Source organism: Nigerium massiliense (genome assembly GCF_000826085.1).
Lineage (GTDB): Bacteria > Actinomycetota > Actinomycetes > Propionibacteriales > Propionibacteriaceae > Propioniciclava > Propioniciclava massiliense.
The window spans coordinates 1,154,353-1,171,051 of the sequence record NZ_CCYM01000003.1 but is presented as its reverse complement, the minus strand read 5'-3'; the positions used below and the strand labels follow the sequence as shown (position 1 = coordinate 1,171,051).

Below are 16,699 nucleotides of genomic sequence, written 5' to 3'. Positions count from 1 at the left end.
ACTGACGAACGGCCAACCCTGCGTGAATGCGTCGAAAGTGAACTATCGGCTGGCCGAAGGGCTCCTATGCTGAGCCGCATGAACGCCACCCCCCACCGCACGCTCGTTGCCGACGACGACCCGCTCGTCCGTGAGGCCTACCGCCATTTCTTCCGTGCCCAGACGGAGTTCTCGCTGGTCGGTGAGGCTCGTAATGGGGCCGAAGCCGTGACCGCCTACGCCACCCTCCGCCCAGCCATCGTTCTGATGGATCTCCAGATGCCCGGTGTCTCGGGCATCGACGCCACCGCCCAGATCTGCAGCCGCAACCCGGGCGCCTGCATCGTCGCGCTGACCACGTTCGGAACGCGCGACTACATCGTCGCCGCGCTGCGCGCCGGGGCGTCCGGGTATCTGCTCAAGGACGCCGGCGCCGGCAACCTCCTCGCGGGGATGCGTCAGGCGATCGCCGGCGAGATGCCGCTGTCGACGTCCGTGCGGCGGCAGCTCGTCAACGTCATGGTCGCCGAGAATCCGGTCGAGGCCGAGCCGGTCGACGTCGGACTGACCCCACGCGAGATCGAGCTGCTCGGCTGGCTCGCCCAGGGCCTGACCAACAGCCAGATCGGCTCCCAGATGTACGTCTCGGAAGGCTCGGTCAAGCAATACCTTTCGCATATCGGCGACAAGCTGGGCGTGAAGTCGCGCACCCAGATTCTCGTCAAGGCCATCCAGCTCAATATCGTCGACCCGCGGGAAATGCCCACCGTGGGCGAACGCATCACCGAGCATTAACCTTCGTCCAGACAGTCGCCGAATTCATTGTCGCGGGTCGCTTTGGTTGGTGGACTTCCTTGCATCGGACCCTGATCGCCAGGGTGTCGAGAAGAAAGGAACCACCGACCATGGTGACTCACACTCCTCTTCCCCGGCAGGACGTCGTGCCGCCCGCACCCGTGGGCGCCATGATCAGTGCTGCGGAGGTCCACAAGTCTTATGCCGTCGGCCGCGGCACCGTCGAGATCCTGCATGGCGTCAGCCTTCGGGTGACCCCCGGCGAGATGGTGGCCGTCATGGGGCCGTCCGGCTCCGGCAAGTCCACGCTGCTCTACTGCCTGGCGGGCCTCGAGCGGGCGACGTCCGGCTCGATCACCCTGGCCGGCAAGGTCGTCGAGGAGCTCTCGGCGACCGACCTCGCGGTCATGCGACGCGGCGAGGTCGGCTTCGTCTTCCAGTCCTACAACCTGATCCCGACGCTGACCGCGGTCGAGAACGTGACGCTGCCCTACACGCTCGGCAAGCAGAAGGCGCCGAAGGATCTCGTGGAGCAGACCCTGGCGAAGGTCGGGCTCACCGAGCGCGCGAGCGCCCGGCCGCCGTCCATGTCGGGTGGCGAGCAGCAGCGCGTCGCGCTCGCCCGTGTCCTCGCCCAGCAGCCCCGGGTGATCTTCGCCGACGAGCCCACCGGCGCGCTGGACACCCGGACCGGCGAGCTCGTCCTCGACGAACTGGCCGCTCAGGCCCACCGCCCCGACCAGTGCGTCCTGGTGGTGACCCACGACCCGAAGGTGGCCGCGCGCAGCGACCGCACCCTGTTCATGCGCGACGGCCTGCTCGTGGACGAGCTCCGCGGCGCCGGCGTCGGCGAGGTCGCGGCGAAGCTGGCCAGCCTCAGCGTCGGCAGGGAGGGCTGAGATGAGGCGCGTCCAACTCGCGGAGTTGCGCGACTCGTGGTCCGCCTGGCTCGGCGTGTCGCTCGGCTTCCTCGCCACGAACCTCTCGATCGTCATGTCGGCGCTCATCATGGTGTCCGGGTACAGCGCGGTCGCCGACGGGCTCATGCCGTACGAGGACTCCAGTGAATTCACGCTGATGCCGATCACGAACTTCGTCTTCTCCGGCATCGTCGGCCTGACCGTCATCGCCTCGTCGACCAGCCTGGTGATCGACTCCCGCCGCGGCTCGCTGGCTCGGCTCGGCCTGGCCGGGGCCACCCCGAAGCAGGTGTTCCGGACGGTGATGACGCAATTGGCGGCGGTCTCGCTCGCCTGCGCGGTGATCGCCGACGTCCTGTGCCTCGCGACCCTGCGCCCGGCGCTGGTGATGCTCGCCGCCCAGGAGACGCTGCCGGTGCCGACCCCGGTCTACGACATCGGCATGATGCTGCTGGCCAACGTCGCCACCTGCGGTGTCGTGCTGCTGGGCGGACGGGCGCAGGCCCGCCGGGCCAGCAAGCTCGCCCCCGTCGAGGCGCTGCGCCAGGCGAGCGCCCTGCCCGGCCAGAAGATCGGCGCCGGCGCGATCGTGGCGGCCGTGCTCGCCGCGTTCGGCATCGTCGCCCTCTTCCTGACGCTGCCGATGATGCGCAGCTTCCTGGGCAAGGAGACCGTCAGCACGATCATCCAGTGCGCGGTCGGCGTCCTGGCGCTCGCGGCGTGCGGGTTCGCGGCCCTCGCGCCCCTCTACATCGGTCCGCTCACCCGGGCTTGGACGAGCCTGATCCCGTCGAAGTCGGGCACCTGGATGCTCGCCCGCACGGGCGTGTACGTCCGCGGTGCACGGTTCTCGAAGTCGGTCACGCCGGTCATGCTCACCATCGCCCTCACGCTCGGCCTCCTGATGCTCGGCCCCACGATCATCTCGTCGGCGCAGGCGTCCGGGTTCGAGATCCACATCGAGAAGACGGGGCTGTCGACGTTCCTGACCCTGCTGGGACCGGCCATCGGCATCGCGCTGGCCGGCGGCGTCGGCTCCTTGTTCATGATGAGCAAGCAGCGGGACGCCGAGCTGGCGCTCGCCGGCATCGTGGGCGCCACCCCCCGGCAGCGGCAGATCCTGCCCGTGCTCGAGGGGCTCATCATCACGGTGACCGCCCTCGTGCCGGCCTTCGCCGCCGTGGGCCTGCAGGCGCTCTACATCGTCGTCGGACTCCCGGCGGGAGGTGTGACACCGGTGGTGATCATCCCGGCGATCGCGTTCGTCTTCAGCATCGGCGTCACCGCGCTGATCACCGTCGCCGCGACCTATTTGCCGACCCTGGGCGCGCTGCGCCTGCCCGAGCCGCGCGTCATCGCGCGCCTCGCCGCGGAATAACCCCCAACCCGCGAACGGACGCCCCCGGCCCTGCGCCAGGGGCGTCCGTTTTTCTGCGTCGCGGCATCCCGAAGAATCGGTTCTGACTTTCGGGCAGAGGCGGGTAACTATGGGGCACGGCGGGGAGGAATTCATTGACCGTCATGCGGCGAGTGGATTGAATTGAGGTGTTGGGAACGAGCAAAGCGGAAAAGTCAGCACCGATTCCGCAGGAACTTTCCCCACAACCACCCCCATTTTTTCGAGGAGTTCACAATGGCTGTCCGCCCGGAATACGTCATGGCGATCAATGCCGATTCTCCGTACTACGGTCCCCAGCGCCGGCTCGCCGAGCTCGGTGACGCTCCTCAGCGCAGGCTGCAGACCGTCGAACTCCCCGCCGGCTGGACGAAGCAGTCCTGGACCGTCTGGGAGGGCTGGACGCCGCGCGAGTGGACGCCCCGCCTGCAGGGCTGGAAGCTGCACGTCTCCGCCACGCCGGAGTGCGCGGTCGAGACGCTGGCCCGGGTGACCCGCATCTGCGTGGCCCGCCAGGTGTCGTTCAAGTTCCTGCCCACGGACGGGGAACTCTCCGACGCCAACGGCAAGCAGGGAGACCGCGGGTCGTCCGGCAAGTTCATCACGATCTACCCCGACGACGACGAGCAGCTCGCGGTGCTGCTGGAGGAACTCGAGGAGGCGCTCCAGGGTCAGGACGGCCCCTACATCCTCAGCGACCTGCGCTACCGCGCCGCTCCGGTGTACGCGCGCTACGGCGGAATCCTCGCGCTCAACATGCCCGGCGACGACGACCAGCCGGTGGCCGCGATCGTCAGCGGTCCGGGCACGCGGTTGATCGCCGACCAGCGCACCCCGCGCTTCGTCATCCCCGAGGGCGTCGAGCTGCCGGCGTGCCTGCGCGACTCCTACGAAAGGTCGCGCACGTCCACCCCGTCCCGGCTGCGGGAGTTCACGTCCATCACCCCGCTGCACTTCTCCAACGCCGGCGGCGTCTACAAGGCCACGCTGCCGGACGGGACCGTCCGCACCCTGCGCGAGGCCCGGCCCCACACCGGGTTGGACGGACGTGGGCGCGACGCCATCACGCGGCAGCGCGAGGAGGAGCGGGTGCTGCGCGACCTGGCGGACGTCCCCGGCGTCCAGCAGATCGTCGGCGCGTTCACCGCGTGGGAGCACCGCTACCTCGAGCTGGCGTACGTGCCCGGCACGACGCTCACCTCGTGGGTCGTCCTGAACAGCGCGGACGTCGCGGGGGAGCGCTCGCGCCGGGCGTACGCCGAACGCTGCCGCCGCATCGCCGACGGGCTCATCGAGACCGTCGCGCGCATCCACGAGCGCGGCTGGACGATCGGCGACCTGCACACCGGCAACGTCATCGTCGGCCCCGACGAGGAGGTCACGGTCCTCGATCTGGAGGACGCCAGCCGCCTCGGCGAGCCCCGAACCGTCGGCTTCCGCGTCTTCGAGTTCTGCGCGCCGGAGGAGTTCGACGCCGAGCAGGCCGACTGGTACGCCGTCGCCCGGTCGCTCATGATGATGTACGCCGCCGACTGGGAGCTCGAGGTGATAGCGCCCGACTTCTGGGCGGCGTCCCTGGCGCTGGTCGAGCGGAACTACGGCGCCGAGTGCGCCGACCAGATCCGCCGCGTCGAGGCCCGCTACAGCCACCCCGCGCGGCACCTGCTCAGCCCCCGCCTCACCGTGGGCGTCCACGACGCACCGCCGAACGCGGCGCGCGCCATCGAGGCGCTGGACGCCGGGATCGAGTGGTCACGCCGGTTCAGCGCCGAGGGGTCGTTCCCCGGGGACCTGCCGCAGCCGCACACGCGGACCTCCGAGGTGTTCGGCACGGGCCGGGCGGGCGTCGTCTGGGCCCGAGGGCGGCTCGGACGTCCGGTTGTCGAGGCCGACGTCGATCGGCTGGACACGCTCGCCGGCGAGTGGGACGAGGCGGAGCAGCCCGGGCTGTACAACGGACTGGCGGGCATCGGGCTCGCGCTCCTGGACGCCGGACGTCCCGAAGCCGCGGCCTCGGCCGCCGAGAAGGCGCTGGAGTGGTCGCTCGCCCGCAGGCGCCTGGACCTGTACGGCGGCCAGGCCGGCATCGTCGCGGCGGCGTTCGAGGTCGCCCGCGGCTCCGGGCGCGAGGACCTGCTTGAGCGCACCGTGACCCACTACGAGCGGCTGCACGGCACGATCGTCCCCGAGACCTCTGCCTGGCGGACGCTGACCACGCGGCGAGGATTCTCCTACGGCCTGACCGGGGTGGCGCTGACGGACCTGGTCGCCCACCTCGCCACCGGCCGGGCGGACTACCTCGACCGGGCGATCGAGCGGCTGCGGCTCGACCACGACGCCTGCCTGGTCACGGGCAACGGTGAACGCATGGTGCGCGACGCGGTCAACAACCGGGCGATGCCCTACGTGGAATGGGGCGCCGCCGGAATCTGGGCCGTGACGATGCTGGCCGAACGCCTGGCCGGACGCGCGTTGCTGACCGACGAGGAACGCGTCAGCTACGTCCGTACCTGCTCCTCGGACTTCTACATCTACCCGTGCCTGGACCACGGCCGCGCCGGCATCATGGCGACGCTCGCCCTGGCCGGCCCGGAGCTGGCCGGCGAGACCCGGCGCCAGCGCGACTTCCTGCTGGGCAGCCTGTTGCAGCGCGACGGCATGGACTTCGTCATCGGGGACGGCCTCATCAGGCTGAGCTCGGACCTGTCCACCGGCGCCGCCGGCGTCGCCCTCGCCCTGCACAGCGTGGAGCGCGGGCGACCGTTCGACTGGCTGCCCCTGTCGGCGCTCACCGCCGCCCGGCTCAACGCGCTGCCGATCCCGGTGCGGGCCGTCGGGGTGGACGCCCCGCATCCCTCCAGCGCGGACGCCGCGCAGTTCGCGACGCTCGGAGGGGGTGCGTGAGATGGCCGACATCTTGAGCCTGCAGGGCATCGAGGTCGACCTGATCGACACGCCCGCCGACGTCTATTGCTCGACCAACAGCATGTACGCCTGCGCCCCGCGCAGCACGCTCAGCATCAGCTGTTGACGAGCTATCCCCGGTCCGTTCATTCGTCACGAGAGAGGAAAGGAGGTGACAACCATGGCCGACATTCTCGATCTGCAGGGTGGTCAGGAGGCCGCCGGCGAGGAGAAGGGCTCGAACAAGTCGTGGGCGATCTGCCACAACAGCTCTCGCTCCTACGCCGTCTGCTTCGTCAAGTGACCCGTCGAACGCGACGTGTCTGAAGCGTTCCCATCGATTCCCGAAAGGAGGTGAATGACAATGGCCGACATTCTCGATCTGCAGGGTGGTCAGGAGGCCGCCGGCGAGGAGAAGGGTTCGAACAAGTCGTGGGCGATCTGCCACAACAGCTCTCGCTCCTACGCCGTCTGCTTCGTCAAGTGACCGGTCGAAGCGACGTGTCTGAAGCGTTCCCATCGATTCCCGAAAGGAGGTGAATGACAATGGCCGACATTCTCGATCTGCAGGGTGGTCAGGAGGCCGCCGGCGAGGAGAAGGGTTCGAACAAGTCGTGGGCGATCTGCCACAACAGCTCTCGCTCCTACGCCGTCTGCTGGGTCAAGTGACCCCAAGTCCATCGTCCGAATCGATCGATCAGAGGGAGGTGAATTTCATGGCCGACATTCTGGATCTGCAGGGTGGCGAGGAGGCCGCCGGCGAGGAGAAGGGCTCGAACAAGTCGTGGGCGGTCTGCCACAACAGCTCTCGCTCCTACGCCGTCTGCTGGGTCAAGTGACCCGCAGGGCGAAGTGCGCCTTGGCGTCCTGAGTGAAGTGCGATCAGGACGGCTCCCCACCGAACGTCCGTTGCCCCAGCTCCGAAGGGAGGTGTTCACCATGGCCGATGTCATCGATCTCCAGGCGGCGTACGAAGAGACGCCCGACGAAGAGAAGGCGTCCGCTTACTCCGTGGCGGCCTGCCACAACAGCTATCGCTCGTTCGTCCTGTGCTGGGTCAAGTGACGTCAACACGTCCGCACCGACGTCATCGAAGGAGGTGACAACCATGGCTGACATTCTCGACATGCAGGCGGAAGAGACTGAGTCTCCCGCCGAGGAGAAGGGCTCGCGACTGAGCCTGCGCCTTTGCTACAACTCCTACGTCTCGCTGGCGCTCTGCTTCGTGAAGTGACGCAGTCCGACATCAGTTCATCCACTGAGGAGGTGAACCACATGGCCGATGTGCTCGACATGCAGCACAACGATCAGCCCGACACTCCGGAGGAGGAGAAGGCGTCGAACCAGTCCTACCTCGTGTGCCGCAACTCCAACCAGAGCCAGGCTTTCTGCTGGCGCTGGTGACATCAACGATTGACAAGAAGGGGCCGGTCCGGCAAGCGCCTATCTCGCGGGGCCGGCCCTTTCGCCTCGTTTTACCGACCACCCCCACCCGATGCAGGGAGGATTTCATGTCCGATGTCCTCGGAATGCAGAACGAACCCGAGCTCCCCGAGACCCCCGGTGAGCAGAAGGTGTCGTACGTCAGCGTGATGCAGTGCCACAATTCCGCTGTGAGCCTCCTCATGTGCACCATGATCGGCGGCCGCCGGAACTGAATTCCGGTCACAACCGACCCTTCGTCCCTCGTCTTTTCTTCACCGCCCGGGCCGGCCGAGACCGCTCGCCGAAAGTGGATAGTTCTCGGTCGGCCGCACCAAATAGTGTCGTTCCTACAAAGCACAGCCCGTGCTCTGGCCCATTCTCCGCGGCGCTTAAAAAGAATTGTCCCGGTCGGCGCCTATCCGATCGGGACCACTCTTGGAACTTCCACTGACCACTGTGCCAGAAGGACTGGCCGAAAGTAAACACCATCGCTTCGTTCTCTGCTGTCCCCCGACACGAAAGGTGCTCGCAGATGTCCACCACTGTGACGGGGTCCGCGCACATCGGCGAGTTGCTGGCCGAACCCCCCGCGAACCCCATCGCCCGGCTGATCCGGGTGCTTCGCTTCGACAGGAAGGCCATGGTCGTCGCCTTCACCGGCACCGTGGCCGCCTCCGTCCTCTCCCTGGCCCAGCCCGTCGTCGTCAGCTGGATCATCACGGCCCTGCAAGCCATGGACCTGCAACGGATGATCTGGCTCGCCGCCATGCTCGTCGGCGTCGCGCTCGGCTCATCCGTGTTGACCGCCGGCATCAACCTCATCGTCGCCTACGCCGGCAACCGGCTCGTCCGGGCCTTCCGGGACGAGTCGGCGTCCATCGCTCTGCGCGTCCCGGCCGAGAAGCTCGTCGATCACCCGACCGCCGACCTCGTCTCCCGCTGCTCCATCGATTCCGAGAAGATGGGGGAGGTCTTCACCCGCGGGCCCATCCAGGCGCTCGGCGGACTCGTCCTCGTGTTCGGGTCGCTCGCGCAGATGCTCGTCATCGACCCGATCCTCACCGCGTCCGCGCTGGGCCTGACGCTGGGCTCCTTCGCGTTGATCGTGCTGGCGTCCAACCGCCTGACCGGCATCTCGTTCAAGCGCCAGGAGGCCCAGGGCGAATACGTCGCCGAGGTCACCCGCGCGCTCGACTCCGTCCTCACCATCCGCGCTTTCGTCGCCAACAACTTCGCCATCGGACGCCTCGCCCGCACCAGCAAGCGGCTTCAGGACGCGTCCAACGCCTCCGCCAAGGCCGAGGCGTTCATGGGCCCCCTGGTCTCCGTCGCGGTGCAGGCGACCCTCCTGGTCATCATCCTGGTCGCGGTCATGCGCGTGCAGAGCGGGCAGCTGCCGGTCGAGTCGCTGGTCGCGTTCTTCATGTACACGATGATGGTCGTCTCGCCGATCGCGGGTTCCACCGAGACGGTCATGCTCATGGCCGAGACCCTGGGTGCGCTGAAGCGCCTCGTCGAGTTGCGCGAGGTCGTCGAGCCGACGCCGCGCGACACCGCGGCCATTCGCGCCGAACTCGACTCCATGACCCTGGAGGAGTACGGCAACCGGCCCAAGGCCGATCCCGACGTGATTGAGGGTGACATCAGCTTCCGCAACGTCTCGGTGCGTTACCAGGGCGGCGGTGCCGGCGCCCGCGAGTTCGCTCTCGAGGACGTCAGCTTCGATGTGCGGCGCGGCTCCTGGGTCGTCCTGACCGGCACGTCCGGCTCGGGCAAGTCGACCATCCTGTCCCTGATGGAGCGGTTCCTGACGCCGACGAAGGGCCTCATCCTGCTCGATGGCATCCCGCTGGACGACCGCGACGAGGACGTCTACCGCTCGCAGGTCGGCTACATCGAGCAGGCATGTCCCTTGTTCGCCGGCACGGTGCGGGACAACCTGTTGCTCGGCCGCAGCGACATCGAGGACGAGGTGCTGTGGGAGATGCTCTCCCGCGTCGGGCTCTACGACACGGTGTCGGCGCGGCCGGAGGGCCTGGACACCCCGGTCGGCGAGTCGGCCTACGCCTTCTCGGGCGGCGAGAGGCAGCGCCTCGCCATCGCCAGGACGCTGATCCGCAAGCCGCGGCTGCTCCTGCTCGACGAGATCACCTCGGGCCTCGATGTGGTCAACCGCACGCAGATCATGGAGCTCATCCGGCAGACGATGGGCGACATCACGGTGCTCGCCGCCGGTCACGGGAAGTTCGGGACGGAATGGGCGGATCAGGTCCTCGTCCTCGACCAGGGCCGTCTCGCCGAGGACGGGGAACCCGCCGTCGTCGCGGAGCGCTCCGCGCTGTTCCGTTCCCTGATCGCGCAGTAGAGGAGAGGACATGGACGCCCATCTCGCCCACAACGTCACCCCGGTGAACAACGCCTCGCCCGACGTCACCTGGGTCGACGACCTCAGTCACGACGACCTCCTCGCCACGCTCGCCGCCCACGGCACCGAGCTCGACGGCGATCCGGGGCACGCCGAGCTCGAGGAGTACGAGGGTCCGAACTACGAGCTGATCCCGCTGGGGGACGCCTGGTTCCGCCTCGAGCCGTCCGAGGACGGGCACCTGTGGGGGCACTTCGTCCCCGACGCCCGGTCCCCGTACGAGTCAGATGGGCGTCCACCAGTCCGCTTCGACGAATCCGCCGACGATCTGACCGGCTGGATGACCTCGCGCGCCGACATCGACGCCAGCGGGCGCCGCTGGGTGAGCGTGCTGCGCCGACCTGAGCGGGAGGCCTATGTCGCGCTGCTCTACGACGCCGCGGCCGAGGGGCCGCAGCGCCAGCTCGTCATCGCCGGGGTCTACCCGGACGTCGCGCTCGTCGACGGCGGTCGGATGCTGGCCTTCGTGGAGGCCGACCGCGAGCTCCGCGGCGCCCAGCGCGCGATCATCGCCTACGCCGACGAGCGGTACGAGGCGTCCCGGCACATCGTCGCGTACGCCGAGACCGGCGGGCTTGCGGTGCGGGCCTGCTCCGTGCGTCGCTTCTTCAAGCTCAGCCGCGGCATCCGCTCGCAGCGGGTCTGGGATCTCGTGGACGCCCGCCAGCCGCAGCCCCGTCCCATCTCGGTGCCCGGCGTGCCGCGCGAGCCCGACCTGTTCGACGTCGCGCTGATGGACGGGCAGACGATCCTGGTGCAGGCCGTCAACCAGGACCAGCACTGGACGCTGCGCGCCAGCCTCCTGATCGACGGCGAGATCCTCTCGTCCTGGACCTGCGCCAGCGGACGCGGCCACGCCCGGGACATCTATGCCGGCGAAGGCTACGCGGTCGTCCGGGTCGGCGCCGACGCGGAAGAGACCCTGCACCGCGTCCCGCTGGAGGGGTTCTCCACGCGCGCCGGAATGCTGCGCGCGGCGTCCGGGCTGCTCGACCTGGGCATCAACCAGGTCACCCCGTCGATCGGGTTCGGCGCGACCGAGCTCAGCGGGGGGGTGCCGCCCTATTCCTGGTACTGGGACGCCGCCGGCGGCTCGCTCAACGATCCGGCCGAGGTCGCCTCCCGTGCCGCGCGCGCCGCCCGCGGCAGGCGCGAGAAGGTCCTCTCGGACGACCAGTTCGAGTTCGATCTCGACCTGCGCTGGGCGGCGTCGGCGGGGGAGACCTTCACCGGGCCGGTCGTGCTGATGCTCTACGGGGCGTACGGGCTCGACATCGATCTCGACACCGATCCCGACTTGGCCCAGTGGCTGAACCGCGGCTTCGCTGTGGCGACCCCGCACGTGCGTGGGGGTGGGCCCGAGGCGCGGCACCTGGCCGGCACCCGCGCCAAGCGGGACCGGTCGCTGGCCGACGCTGCCGCGGCGGTCCGCCACCTGCGCGACGGCGTCGGCGCAGTGCACGCCACCGCGATCGTGACGCTGGGGGCGTCCGCGGGCGGGTTCCTGTCCGCGACGACGCTCAACACCTGCCCCGACCTCGTGGACGTCTGCGTCATCGTCAACGGCTACGTCGACCCGTTGACGAGCCTGCTGCGGCAGGACACCCAGACCACCGCCAGCGACCAGGACGAGTGGGGCGACCCGAGCAACCCGAACGACCTCGAGACCCTGCGCGCGGTCTCGCCGGTCGACAACCTCACCACCAGTCTCGGCGCCGAGGCTCTGGTCATCGTGTCGGGCAGGGACGTCCGGGTGAACCCGCGCCAAGGCCTGAAGTGGTTCCTGCGCTACACCGCCCTGGGCGGGCCGGGCGAGCTGTGGTTCGACCCGATGGGCGCGCACGACTGCTGGGGCGCGGGCATGCCGCGGACCGCCCTGGTGGATTGGGTCACCGCGGCCCTGGACCGCAGGCGAGAGGCGGTCGCTGCCTGAGGAATCGAGGGGACATCCTCGCCCCTCCGGGATGCCGCGGGCTTCCGGAGGGGCTGCCCCCTGTCCCGAGCCGAGCCCCTGTCCCGAGCCGGGCCGCTGTCCCGAGTCGTGCCCCCTGTCCCGAGCCGTGCCTCTGTCCCGAGTCGAGCCTCTGTCCCGAGCCGAGCGCGGCCGTGGTGGCCGGCGCAGGTCGACGACCGTCTGCCGCTCCATGGTTGCGAGAGCGGGCGGCGCGGCCGCGTCACTGACGTCACACTCGCTGCGCGCGTCCGAAGCGGTCGTCGGTGGAATCGCTTGTCAGCGCGCCGACGCTCGAGCGGGCAGGAATCGAGTGTGACGTCTGTGACGGCGGCGTCCCTCGCCAGCTGTGACGGCAGCGTCCTTCGCCAGCGGACGGGGCGCCAGGCCGAGCGGGGACCGGGGCCGGGCGCGGACGCAGCACGGCCCCGGGGTTGTCCCGGGGCCGTGCTGGGTGTCAGCGCTGGAAGGGCTGCTGCCCGTCGGAGCAGGTGATGGAGCGGGAGGTGGTGGTGCCGGTGAGGAGGTACCGGTCGATGGCCGCGGTCGCGCAGGCGGAGACGCCGTACGCGGTGTGGCCCCAGTTGTTGCTGCTCACCAGGGTGCTGTTGGGCAGCAGCCGGGACGCGGCGACCGCGCTCTCATAGTTGGTCGCGGGGTCGTAGTGGTTGCCGACCACCAGCACGGGGGCTGAGGTGGTGCGGGTGAACGGGCCGGCGTAGGCGTCCTCGTCCTTGACGGTCCAGGTGTCCTCGGCGCAGGCGGCCGATCCCCACAGCCAGTGCCGGCCGAAGTACGGCGCTCGGGCGTCGGCGGTGGCGGCGAGAGCGCGCCAGGCGTCGCTCGAGCCGGGATTGCGGCTGTCGGTGCACATGATCGCCGGGACGACCTCGAGCTGGTTGTCGTAGGGCAGCGGGCCCTTTCCGCCCTTCTTCGCCTTCTCCTTGACGTCCTGAGCGGTCTTCCGGTACGCCTTCGACAGTTGAATGGCCGGCGCGGCCGACGGGCCGCTCGCCTGCATCGAGTCGACCATCGCGACCAGGCCCGGGATCTCCCCGACGCCCGCCTCGCTGTAGAGCGAGTACAGCACCGTCGCGACGAACTGTTGGTAGGTCAGGGTGAACTGGCCGTCGGGGTCGTCGACGACGAGGTGCTTCGCGCGCAGCTTGGCCGCCACGCGGTCGAAGTCAGCTTGCGGGTTCGCCAGCGGGCACGCGTCGCCGGCCTTGGCGCACAGGGCGAGGCTGGTCTTGAGCGCCTTGGACGAGCCCTCCGCCGAGCGCAGCCGCATCGACACCGGGATGGAGCGGGTGGCGTCCGAGCCGACCCAGGCCGTCGGGTCGATCACGCCGTCGACCGCGACCGCGCGCACGCGATCGGGGAACATGTTGGCGTACACCTGGCCGAGGTAGGTGCCGTAGGAGAAGCCGAGGTACGTCAGCTTCTCGTCGCCGACGGCGCGGCGCAGGACGTCGAGATCGCGGGCGACCTCGGCGGTGGACACGGACCCGACGACCTGCTTGCCGCGGGTGGAGCAGGCGTGACCGAGGGCGTCCGTCGCGCCGGTGTAGGCGACCTCCTCCTGGGCGATGACTGGGAAGAGCATGGCCAGCGGCTCGAGGGCGCGGGTCTGCTGCTTCTCGGTCGGGAAGCAGTGCGTGGTGGTGCTCTGGTTGACGCCGCGGGGATCGAAGCCGACGAGGTCGAAGCGCTCGGTGATCTCGGGCCCGGCCCACTGCAGGAAGCGCGCGGTGAACTCGGTGCCCGACTGCCCGGGGCCGCCGGGGTTGAGGAAGAGCGTGCCGAGCTTGCGGGCCTGGTTGCGCGCGGGGACGCGGGTGAGCGCGACCTCCACCGACTGGGCACGGGGCTTGTCGTAGTCGCGCGGCAGCGAGACCTTGGCGCACTGGAGGTCGCCGCACGCCGTCCAGGACAGGCGAGGCGTGGGCACGGCATCGACGCGGGCGCGCTCGACGGGGTTGGTCGTGTCGGACGTGGTGGTGGCCGCGGTGGCGGTGACGGCTCCGGAGGTGACGAGGACGCCGGCGGCCAGCGCCGCTGCGACGCCGACGCGCCCGGGGAGAGTTCGGGACATGGGGGTGGGATCCTTTCGGACGAGGTGGCGTCCCGGGCAGGACGCCTGGTCACCTCTACTCAAGGACAGCCCCCGGGGCCCAGCAAGGGATCCTGGGTCGGTCTGTCCGAAGGTTAGGCGCAGAGGACGCCGCACCCGGATCCCGCCCGTCAGCAGGTTGAGCCCGGACGAGTACATCGACAGGGCGGCTGCCGGACGTCGCGCAGCGGTGGGCGACGTCGGGGATGGCCCGGACGAACTCCGGGTCGGACGCCGCCGCCGAGCGGCCGCTCCGTCGTCGAGGGAGCGGCCGAGCGGTCGGTGGGTCAGACGGTGACGCGCTCCCGGGACGGGGCCTCGTCCGCGACCGGTGCCGGCTGCAGGCTGGCGCGCGCGCCGAGCAACACCTGGCTGAAGAGCAGCCCCACGGTGGCGATGGAGTACAGCATCCCCCAGCCGGTGATCTGCTGGGTGGTCATGATCACCAGGCCCAGCGCGAGCACGGCCACCAGCAGCACCACGCTCGCCACAGCGTTGCCGCGCAGCGAGGCGTCCCGGCGGGCGGCCGCGGCCGAACCGGCGATCGCCCCCAGCGCGCCGACCGCGAGCACCATCCGGACGACCTGGCCCGCGGGGGAGTGGTCGGCGGCGACGAGTTCCCAGACGGGCCAGCTCATGCAGCGGGTATAGGAGCCGCTCCCGGCGACGAGGACACCCAGCAGGTGCATCGGCACGAGCAGCGCGACGCTCAGCCAGGCCAGCCGGCCGGCCCGGTTCGGACGCCAGCGCGCGGGGTCTCGTTCCAGGGCGACGGTGGCGACAGCCATGGCACCCATCGCGGCGAGGGCGCAGAACAGGTCGATCGCTGCCGCCCACGTGGGGATGCCGCCGAGCACGGTGGCCCGGCCGAAGGCGCCCGCGGCGATCGCGCCGGCGACCGCCACCCACGGCAGCAGCTTCACGAGGTTCCCGGCCGACCGCAACCGCATCGCGACGAGCGCAGCGACCAGCACGAGCGGCCCGGACATGATGGCCGAGAACCGGTGGACGAACTCGATGATCGGGTTGCGGTACAGCAGGGCGATGACGTCGTTCTGGCTGGGCGCGAGCCGGTCGGGGTAGCACCCGGGCCAGGTGCTGCACTCGAAGCCGGAGTCGGTCGCGCAGACCACCGATCCCATGACGACGGCGAGACCGGTGAACAACGCCGCTGTCTGGAACAGGCGGCGTGACGCGCGCCGAGGCTCTTTCATCGGTGGTCCTTCGGGGGAATCGGGGGACGAGTCGCGCCTTCACGCTAGCCCGCGGGGCCGCGTCGCGAAGGCGGTTCGTGAAACTGAACGGCACAGGTTGCAGCGTGTGGCGAGCTAGTCCGTCCAGCACATAGGTTGGGTTGGATGAATGCCAGGAGCGCCCGATGACCCAACCGGTCTCGCCCGGCGGCCCGGCTGCCGCGACCTCGACGCTGCCGCGCGTCGAGGTGATCGTGATCGGCGCCGGCTTCGGCGGGCTCGCGGCGGCCGTCTGCCTGGCCCGCCGCGGGGTGTCGGTGCGCGTCTACGACCGCGTCAAGAAGCTCGGCGAGGTGGGCGCGGGCATGCAGGTGGCACCGAACTGCTCCCGGGTGCTGCGTGACATCGGCCTGCTCGACGAGACCCGCGCGCTCGGCGTGGTCCCGCAGAAGCTCACCTTGATGGACGCCGTCGCCGGCCAGACCCTCAGCGAGCTCGACCTCGCCCGCGTCGAGGAGCGCTACGGCGCCCCGTTCCTCGTGATCCACCGCAGCGACCTGCACGGCGTCCTGCTGCGGGCTGCCCTCAAGCTCGACGTCGACCTGCGCACCCAGATGAAGTGCGTCGCCTACTCCAGCAGCGCGTCCGGGGGGCGGGTCGAGTTCGCCAACGGAACCACCGACGAGGCCGACGTCGTCATCGCCGCGGACGGCCTCCACTCGCTCGCGCGTCCCTTCGTGGTGGACGACGAGCCGGTCGACTCGGGCTACGTCTCCTACCGAGGCGCGATGCCCGCGTCCGTCGCCGCGTCCGCGGGGGTCCGGCCGCAGGAGGTCACCGTGTACGCCGGGCCGGGCTGCCACCTCGTCCAGTACGGAGTGCGTCCGGGCGAGCTGGTCAACCAGATGGCGGTCTTCCGCGCCCCTGAGGGGGTGCGCGGCCGCGTCGGCGCCGAGGACCTCCTCAAGGAGGCCTTCGCCGGCGCGCTCCCGGTCGTGCAGCGCAGCATCTCCCTGCTGTGGCGCGAGCGCTGCTGGCCGATGATCGATCGCGACCCGGTGCGGCACTGGATCTCGGGGCGCGTCGCGCTGCTCGGGGACGCCGCGCACGCCTCCCTGCAATACCTCGCCCAGGGCGCCGGCATGGCCATCGAGGACGCCTGGGTGCTGGCCGAGCACGCCACCGCCCACCGCGACGCCGACGGCCACGTCGACTGGGACGCCGCCCTGAGGGCCTACGACACCGTCCGGCCCGAGCACTGCCGGCGCGTCGTCCAGGCGGGCCGCGAGCTCGGCGAGCTCTGGCACGCCGAGGGACGCCGCCGCGACCGGCGCAACGTCGTCCTGCCGCAGATCGACCTGCATTCCTGGGCGTTCACCGATTGGCTGTGGGGCCCGCCGGCGCTGACCCCGCAGCAGGAGGCGCCACCGTTCCAGCGCGTCCCGCTGGAGGGCTGACCCCGGCGCGCCGGCCCCACGCGTGCGGTGGCCGGACGAGGTGCGCGGTGGCGTGGGGCGGTGGCCGGACGAGGGCGCGCGGCGGCGTGGGGCGTCGGTCCCCACGGCGGAGAGTCCGGCCGTCCCGAGGCCGGGTTTGCG

General features: G+C 70.1%; 18 protein-coding genes. 16 read left to right on the top strand and 2 right to left on the bottom strand.

Going from position 1 to position 16,699, the window contains the following annotated elements:
* Positions 1-78 precede the first annotated feature (78 nt).
* From BN1187_RS11850 to BN1187_RS11825, 15 genes are all read left to right on the top strand, one after another.
* Entirely contained in the window at positions 79-774 is a 696-nt protein-coding gene (locus tag BN1187_RS11850) for a response regulator (protein WP_040163203.1), read from the top strand.
* Positions 775-944: 170 nt separating this feature from the next.
* Positions 945-1,673, top strand: a complete 729-nt coding sequence (locus BN1187_RS11845) for an ABC transporter ATP-binding protein (RefSeq protein WP_052462789.1) — start codon at positions 945-947, stop codon at positions 1,671-1,673.
* A 1-nt stretch (position 1,674) separates the two neighbouring features.
* A complete protein-coding gene (locus BN1187_RS11840) occupies positions 1,675-3,072 on the top strand; it encodes an FtsX-like permease family protein (protein WP_040161965.1) in 1,398 nt (465 codons plus the stop codon).
* A 255-nt stretch (positions 3,073-3,327) separates the two neighbouring features.
* Positions 3,328-5,994, top strand: coding sequence for a class III lanthionine synthetase LanKC (gene lanKC, locus BN1187_RS11835; protein ID WP_040161962.1), 2,667 nt, complete (start codon positions 3,328-3,330; stop codon positions 5,992-5,994).
* A gap of 1 nt (position 5,995) precedes the next feature.
* Positions 5,996-6,121 (top strand): hypothetical protein, encoded by a 126-nt coding sequence (locus BN1187_RS15050; RefSeq protein WP_261795314.1) that lies wholly within the window; start codon positions 5,996-5,998, stop codon positions 6,119-6,121.
* A 54-nt stretch (positions 6,122-6,175) separates the two neighbouring features.
* The gene (locus BN1187_RS15045) at positions 6,176-6,298 is read left to right on the top strand and encodes a hypothetical protein (protein WP_261795313.1); all 123 of its coding nucleotides are present in this window, start codon (positions 6,176-6,178) and stop codon (positions 6,296-6,298) included.
* A gap of 60 nt (positions 6,299-6,358) precedes the next feature.
* Positions 6,359-6,481: a hypothetical protein gene (locus BN1187_RS15040; RefSeq protein ID WP_261795313.1), complete on the top strand. Its 123-nt coding sequence runs from the start codon at positions 6,359-6,361 to the stop codon at positions 6,479-6,481.
* A 59-nt stretch (positions 6,482-6,540) separates the two neighbouring features.
* Positions 6,541-6,663, top strand: a complete 123-nt coding sequence (locus tag BN1187_RS15035) for a hypothetical protein (RefSeq protein ID WP_261795312.1) — start codon at positions 6,541-6,543, stop codon at positions 6,661-6,663.
* Between the two features lie 47 nt (positions 6,664-6,710).
* Positions 6,711-6,833 (top strand): hypothetical protein, encoded by a 123-nt coding sequence (locus BN1187_RS15030; RefSeq protein WP_261795311.1) that lies wholly within the window; start codon positions 6,711-6,713, stop codon positions 6,831-6,833.
* Between the two features lie 100 nt (positions 6,834-6,933).
* Positions 6,934-7,059 (top strand): hypothetical protein, encoded by a 126-nt coding sequence (locus BN1187_RS15025; protein WP_261795310.1) that lies wholly within the window; start codon positions 6,934-6,936, stop codon positions 7,057-7,059.
* Between the two features lie 43 nt (positions 7,060-7,102).
* Complete coding sequence (locus BN1187_RS14380) at positions 7,103-7,228, top strand: SapB/AmfS family lanthipeptide (RefSeq protein ID WP_157754775.1); 126 nt, start codon at positions 7,103-7,105, stop codon at positions 7,226-7,228.
* Positions 7,229-7,269: 41 nt separating this feature from the next.
* Positions 7,270-7,398: a hypothetical protein gene (locus tag BN1187_RS15020; RefSeq protein ID WP_261795309.1), complete on the top strand. Its 129-nt coding sequence runs from the start codon at positions 7,270-7,272 to the stop codon at positions 7,396-7,398.
* Positions 7,399-7,505: 107 nt separating this feature from the next.
* Entirely contained in the window at positions 7,506-7,652 is a 147-nt protein-coding gene (locus BN1187_RS14375; protein ID WP_157754774.1) for a SapB/AmfS family lanthipeptide, read from the top strand.
* A 299-nt stretch (positions 7,653-7,951) separates the two neighbouring features.
* A complete protein-coding gene (locus BN1187_RS11830) occupies positions 7,952-9,784 on the top strand; it encodes an ABC transporter ATP-binding protein (RefSeq protein ID WP_040161959.1) in 1,833 nt (610 codons plus the stop codon).
* 10 nt (positions 9,785-9,794) lie between these two features.
* Positions 9,795-11,777: a prolyl oligopeptidase family serine peptidase gene (locus BN1187_RS11825; protein WP_040161957.1), complete on the top strand. Its 1,983-nt coding sequence runs from the start codon at positions 9,795-9,797 to the stop codon at positions 11,775-11,777.
* Positions 11,778-12,252: 475 nt separating this feature from the next.
* Here the strand turns inward: BN1187_RS11825 and BN1187_RS11820 are convergent, their stop codons facing one another.
* Positions 12,253-13,890 carry an alpha/beta hydrolase gene (locus tag BN1187_RS11820; RefSeq protein WP_052462647.1) on the bottom strand — a complete coding sequence of 546 codons (1,638 nt, stop codon included), beginning with the start codon at positions 13,888-13,890 and terminating at the stop codon, positions 12,253-12,255.
* A 305-nt stretch (positions 13,891-14,195) separates the two neighbouring features.
* Positions 14,196-15,122 (bottom strand): COX15/CtaA family protein, encoded by a 927-nt coding sequence (locus BN1187_RS11815; protein ID WP_052462646.1) that lies wholly within the window; start codon positions 15,120-15,122, stop codon positions 14,196-14,198.
* Positions 15,123-15,286: 164 nt separating this feature from the next.
* Here BN1187_RS11815 and BN1187_RS11810 point away from each other — a divergent pair, with 164 nt between their 5' ends.
* The gene (locus BN1187_RS11810; protein WP_082034676.1) at positions 15,287-16,558 is read left to right on the top strand and encodes an FAD-dependent monooxygenase; all 1,272 of its coding nucleotides are present in this window, start codon (positions 15,287-15,289) and stop codon (positions 16,556-16,558) included.
* Positions 16,559-16,699: the final 141 nt, after the last annotated feature.

What these genes read in the sequence shown, in the direction of transcription:
- BN1187_RS15030 (WP_261795311.1), top strand. Translation starts at nt 6,711, where the DNA reads ATGGCCGACATTCTGGATCTGCAGGGTGGCGAGGAGGCCGCCGGCGAG.
- BN1187_RS11850 (WP_040163203.1), top strand. Translation starts at nt 79, where the DNA reads ATGAACGCCACCCCCCACCGCACGCTCGTTGCCGACGACGACCCGCTC.
- BN1187_RS11820 (WP_052462647.1), bottom strand. Translation starts at nt 13,890, where the DNA reads ATGTCCCGAACTCTCCCCGGGCGCGTCGGCGTCGCAGCGGCGCTGGCC.
- BN1187_RS11810 (WP_082034676.1), top strand. Translation starts at nt 15,287, where the DNA reads ATGACCCAACCGGTCTCGCCCGGCGGCCCGGCTGCCGCGACCTCGACG.
- lanKC (WP_040161962.1), top strand. Translation starts at nt 3,328, where the DNA reads ATGGCTGTCCGCCCGGAATACGTCATGGCGATCAATGCCGATTCTCCG.
- BN1187_RS11830 (WP_040161959.1), top strand. Translation starts at nt 7,952, where the DNA reads ATGTCCACCACTGTGACGGGGTCCGCGCACATCGGCGAGTTGCTGGCC.
- BN1187_RS15035 (WP_261795312.1), top strand. Translation starts at nt 6,541, where the DNA reads ATGGCCGACATTCTCGATCTGCAGGGTGGTCAGGAGGCCGCCGGCGAG.
- BN1187_RS11845 (WP_052462789.1), top strand. Translation starts at nt 945, where the DNA reads ATGATCAGTGCTGCGGAGGTCCACAAGTCTTATGCCGTCGGCCGCGGC.
- BN1187_RS11815 (WP_052462646.1), bottom strand. Translation starts at nt 15,122, where the DNA reads ATGAAAGAGCCTCGGCGCGCGTCACGCCGCCTGTTCCAGACAGCGGCG.
- BN1187_RS15025 (WP_261795310.1), top strand. Translation starts at nt 6,934, where the DNA reads ATGGCCGATGTCATCGATCTCCAGGCGGCGTACGAAGAGACGCCCGAC.
- BN1187_RS15050 (WP_261795314.1), top strand. Translation starts at nt 5,996, where the DNA reads ATGGCCGACATCTTGAGCCTGCAGGGCATCGAGGTCGACCTGATCGAC.
- BN1187_RS15040 (WP_261795313.1), top strand. Translation starts at nt 6,359, where the DNA reads ATGGCCGACATTCTCGATCTGCAGGGTGGTCAGGAGGCCGCCGGCGAG.
- BN1187_RS15020 (WP_261795309.1), top strand. Translation starts at nt 7,270, where the DNA reads ATGGCCGATGTGCTCGACATGCAGCACAACGATCAGCCCGACACTCCG.
- BN1187_RS11825 (WP_040161957.1), top strand. Translation starts at nt 9,795, where the DNA reads ATGGACGCCCATCTCGCCCACAACGTCACCCCGGTGAACAACGCCTCG.
- BN1187_RS14380 (WP_157754775.1), top strand. Translation starts at nt 7,103, where the DNA reads ATGGCTGACATTCTCGACATGCAGGCGGAAGAGACTGAGTCTCCCGCC.
- BN1187_RS15045 (WP_261795313.1), top strand. Translation starts at nt 6,176, where the DNA reads ATGGCCGACATTCTCGATCTGCAGGGTGGTCAGGAGGCCGCCGGCGAG.
- BN1187_RS14375 (WP_157754774.1), top strand. Translation starts at nt 7,506, where the DNA reads ATGTCCGATGTCCTCGGAATGCAGAACGAACCCGAGCTCCCCGAGACC.
- BN1187_RS11840 (WP_040161965.1), top strand. Translation starts at nt 1,675, where the DNA reads ATGAGGCGCGTCCAACTCGCGGAGTTGCGCGACTCGTGGTCCGCCTGG.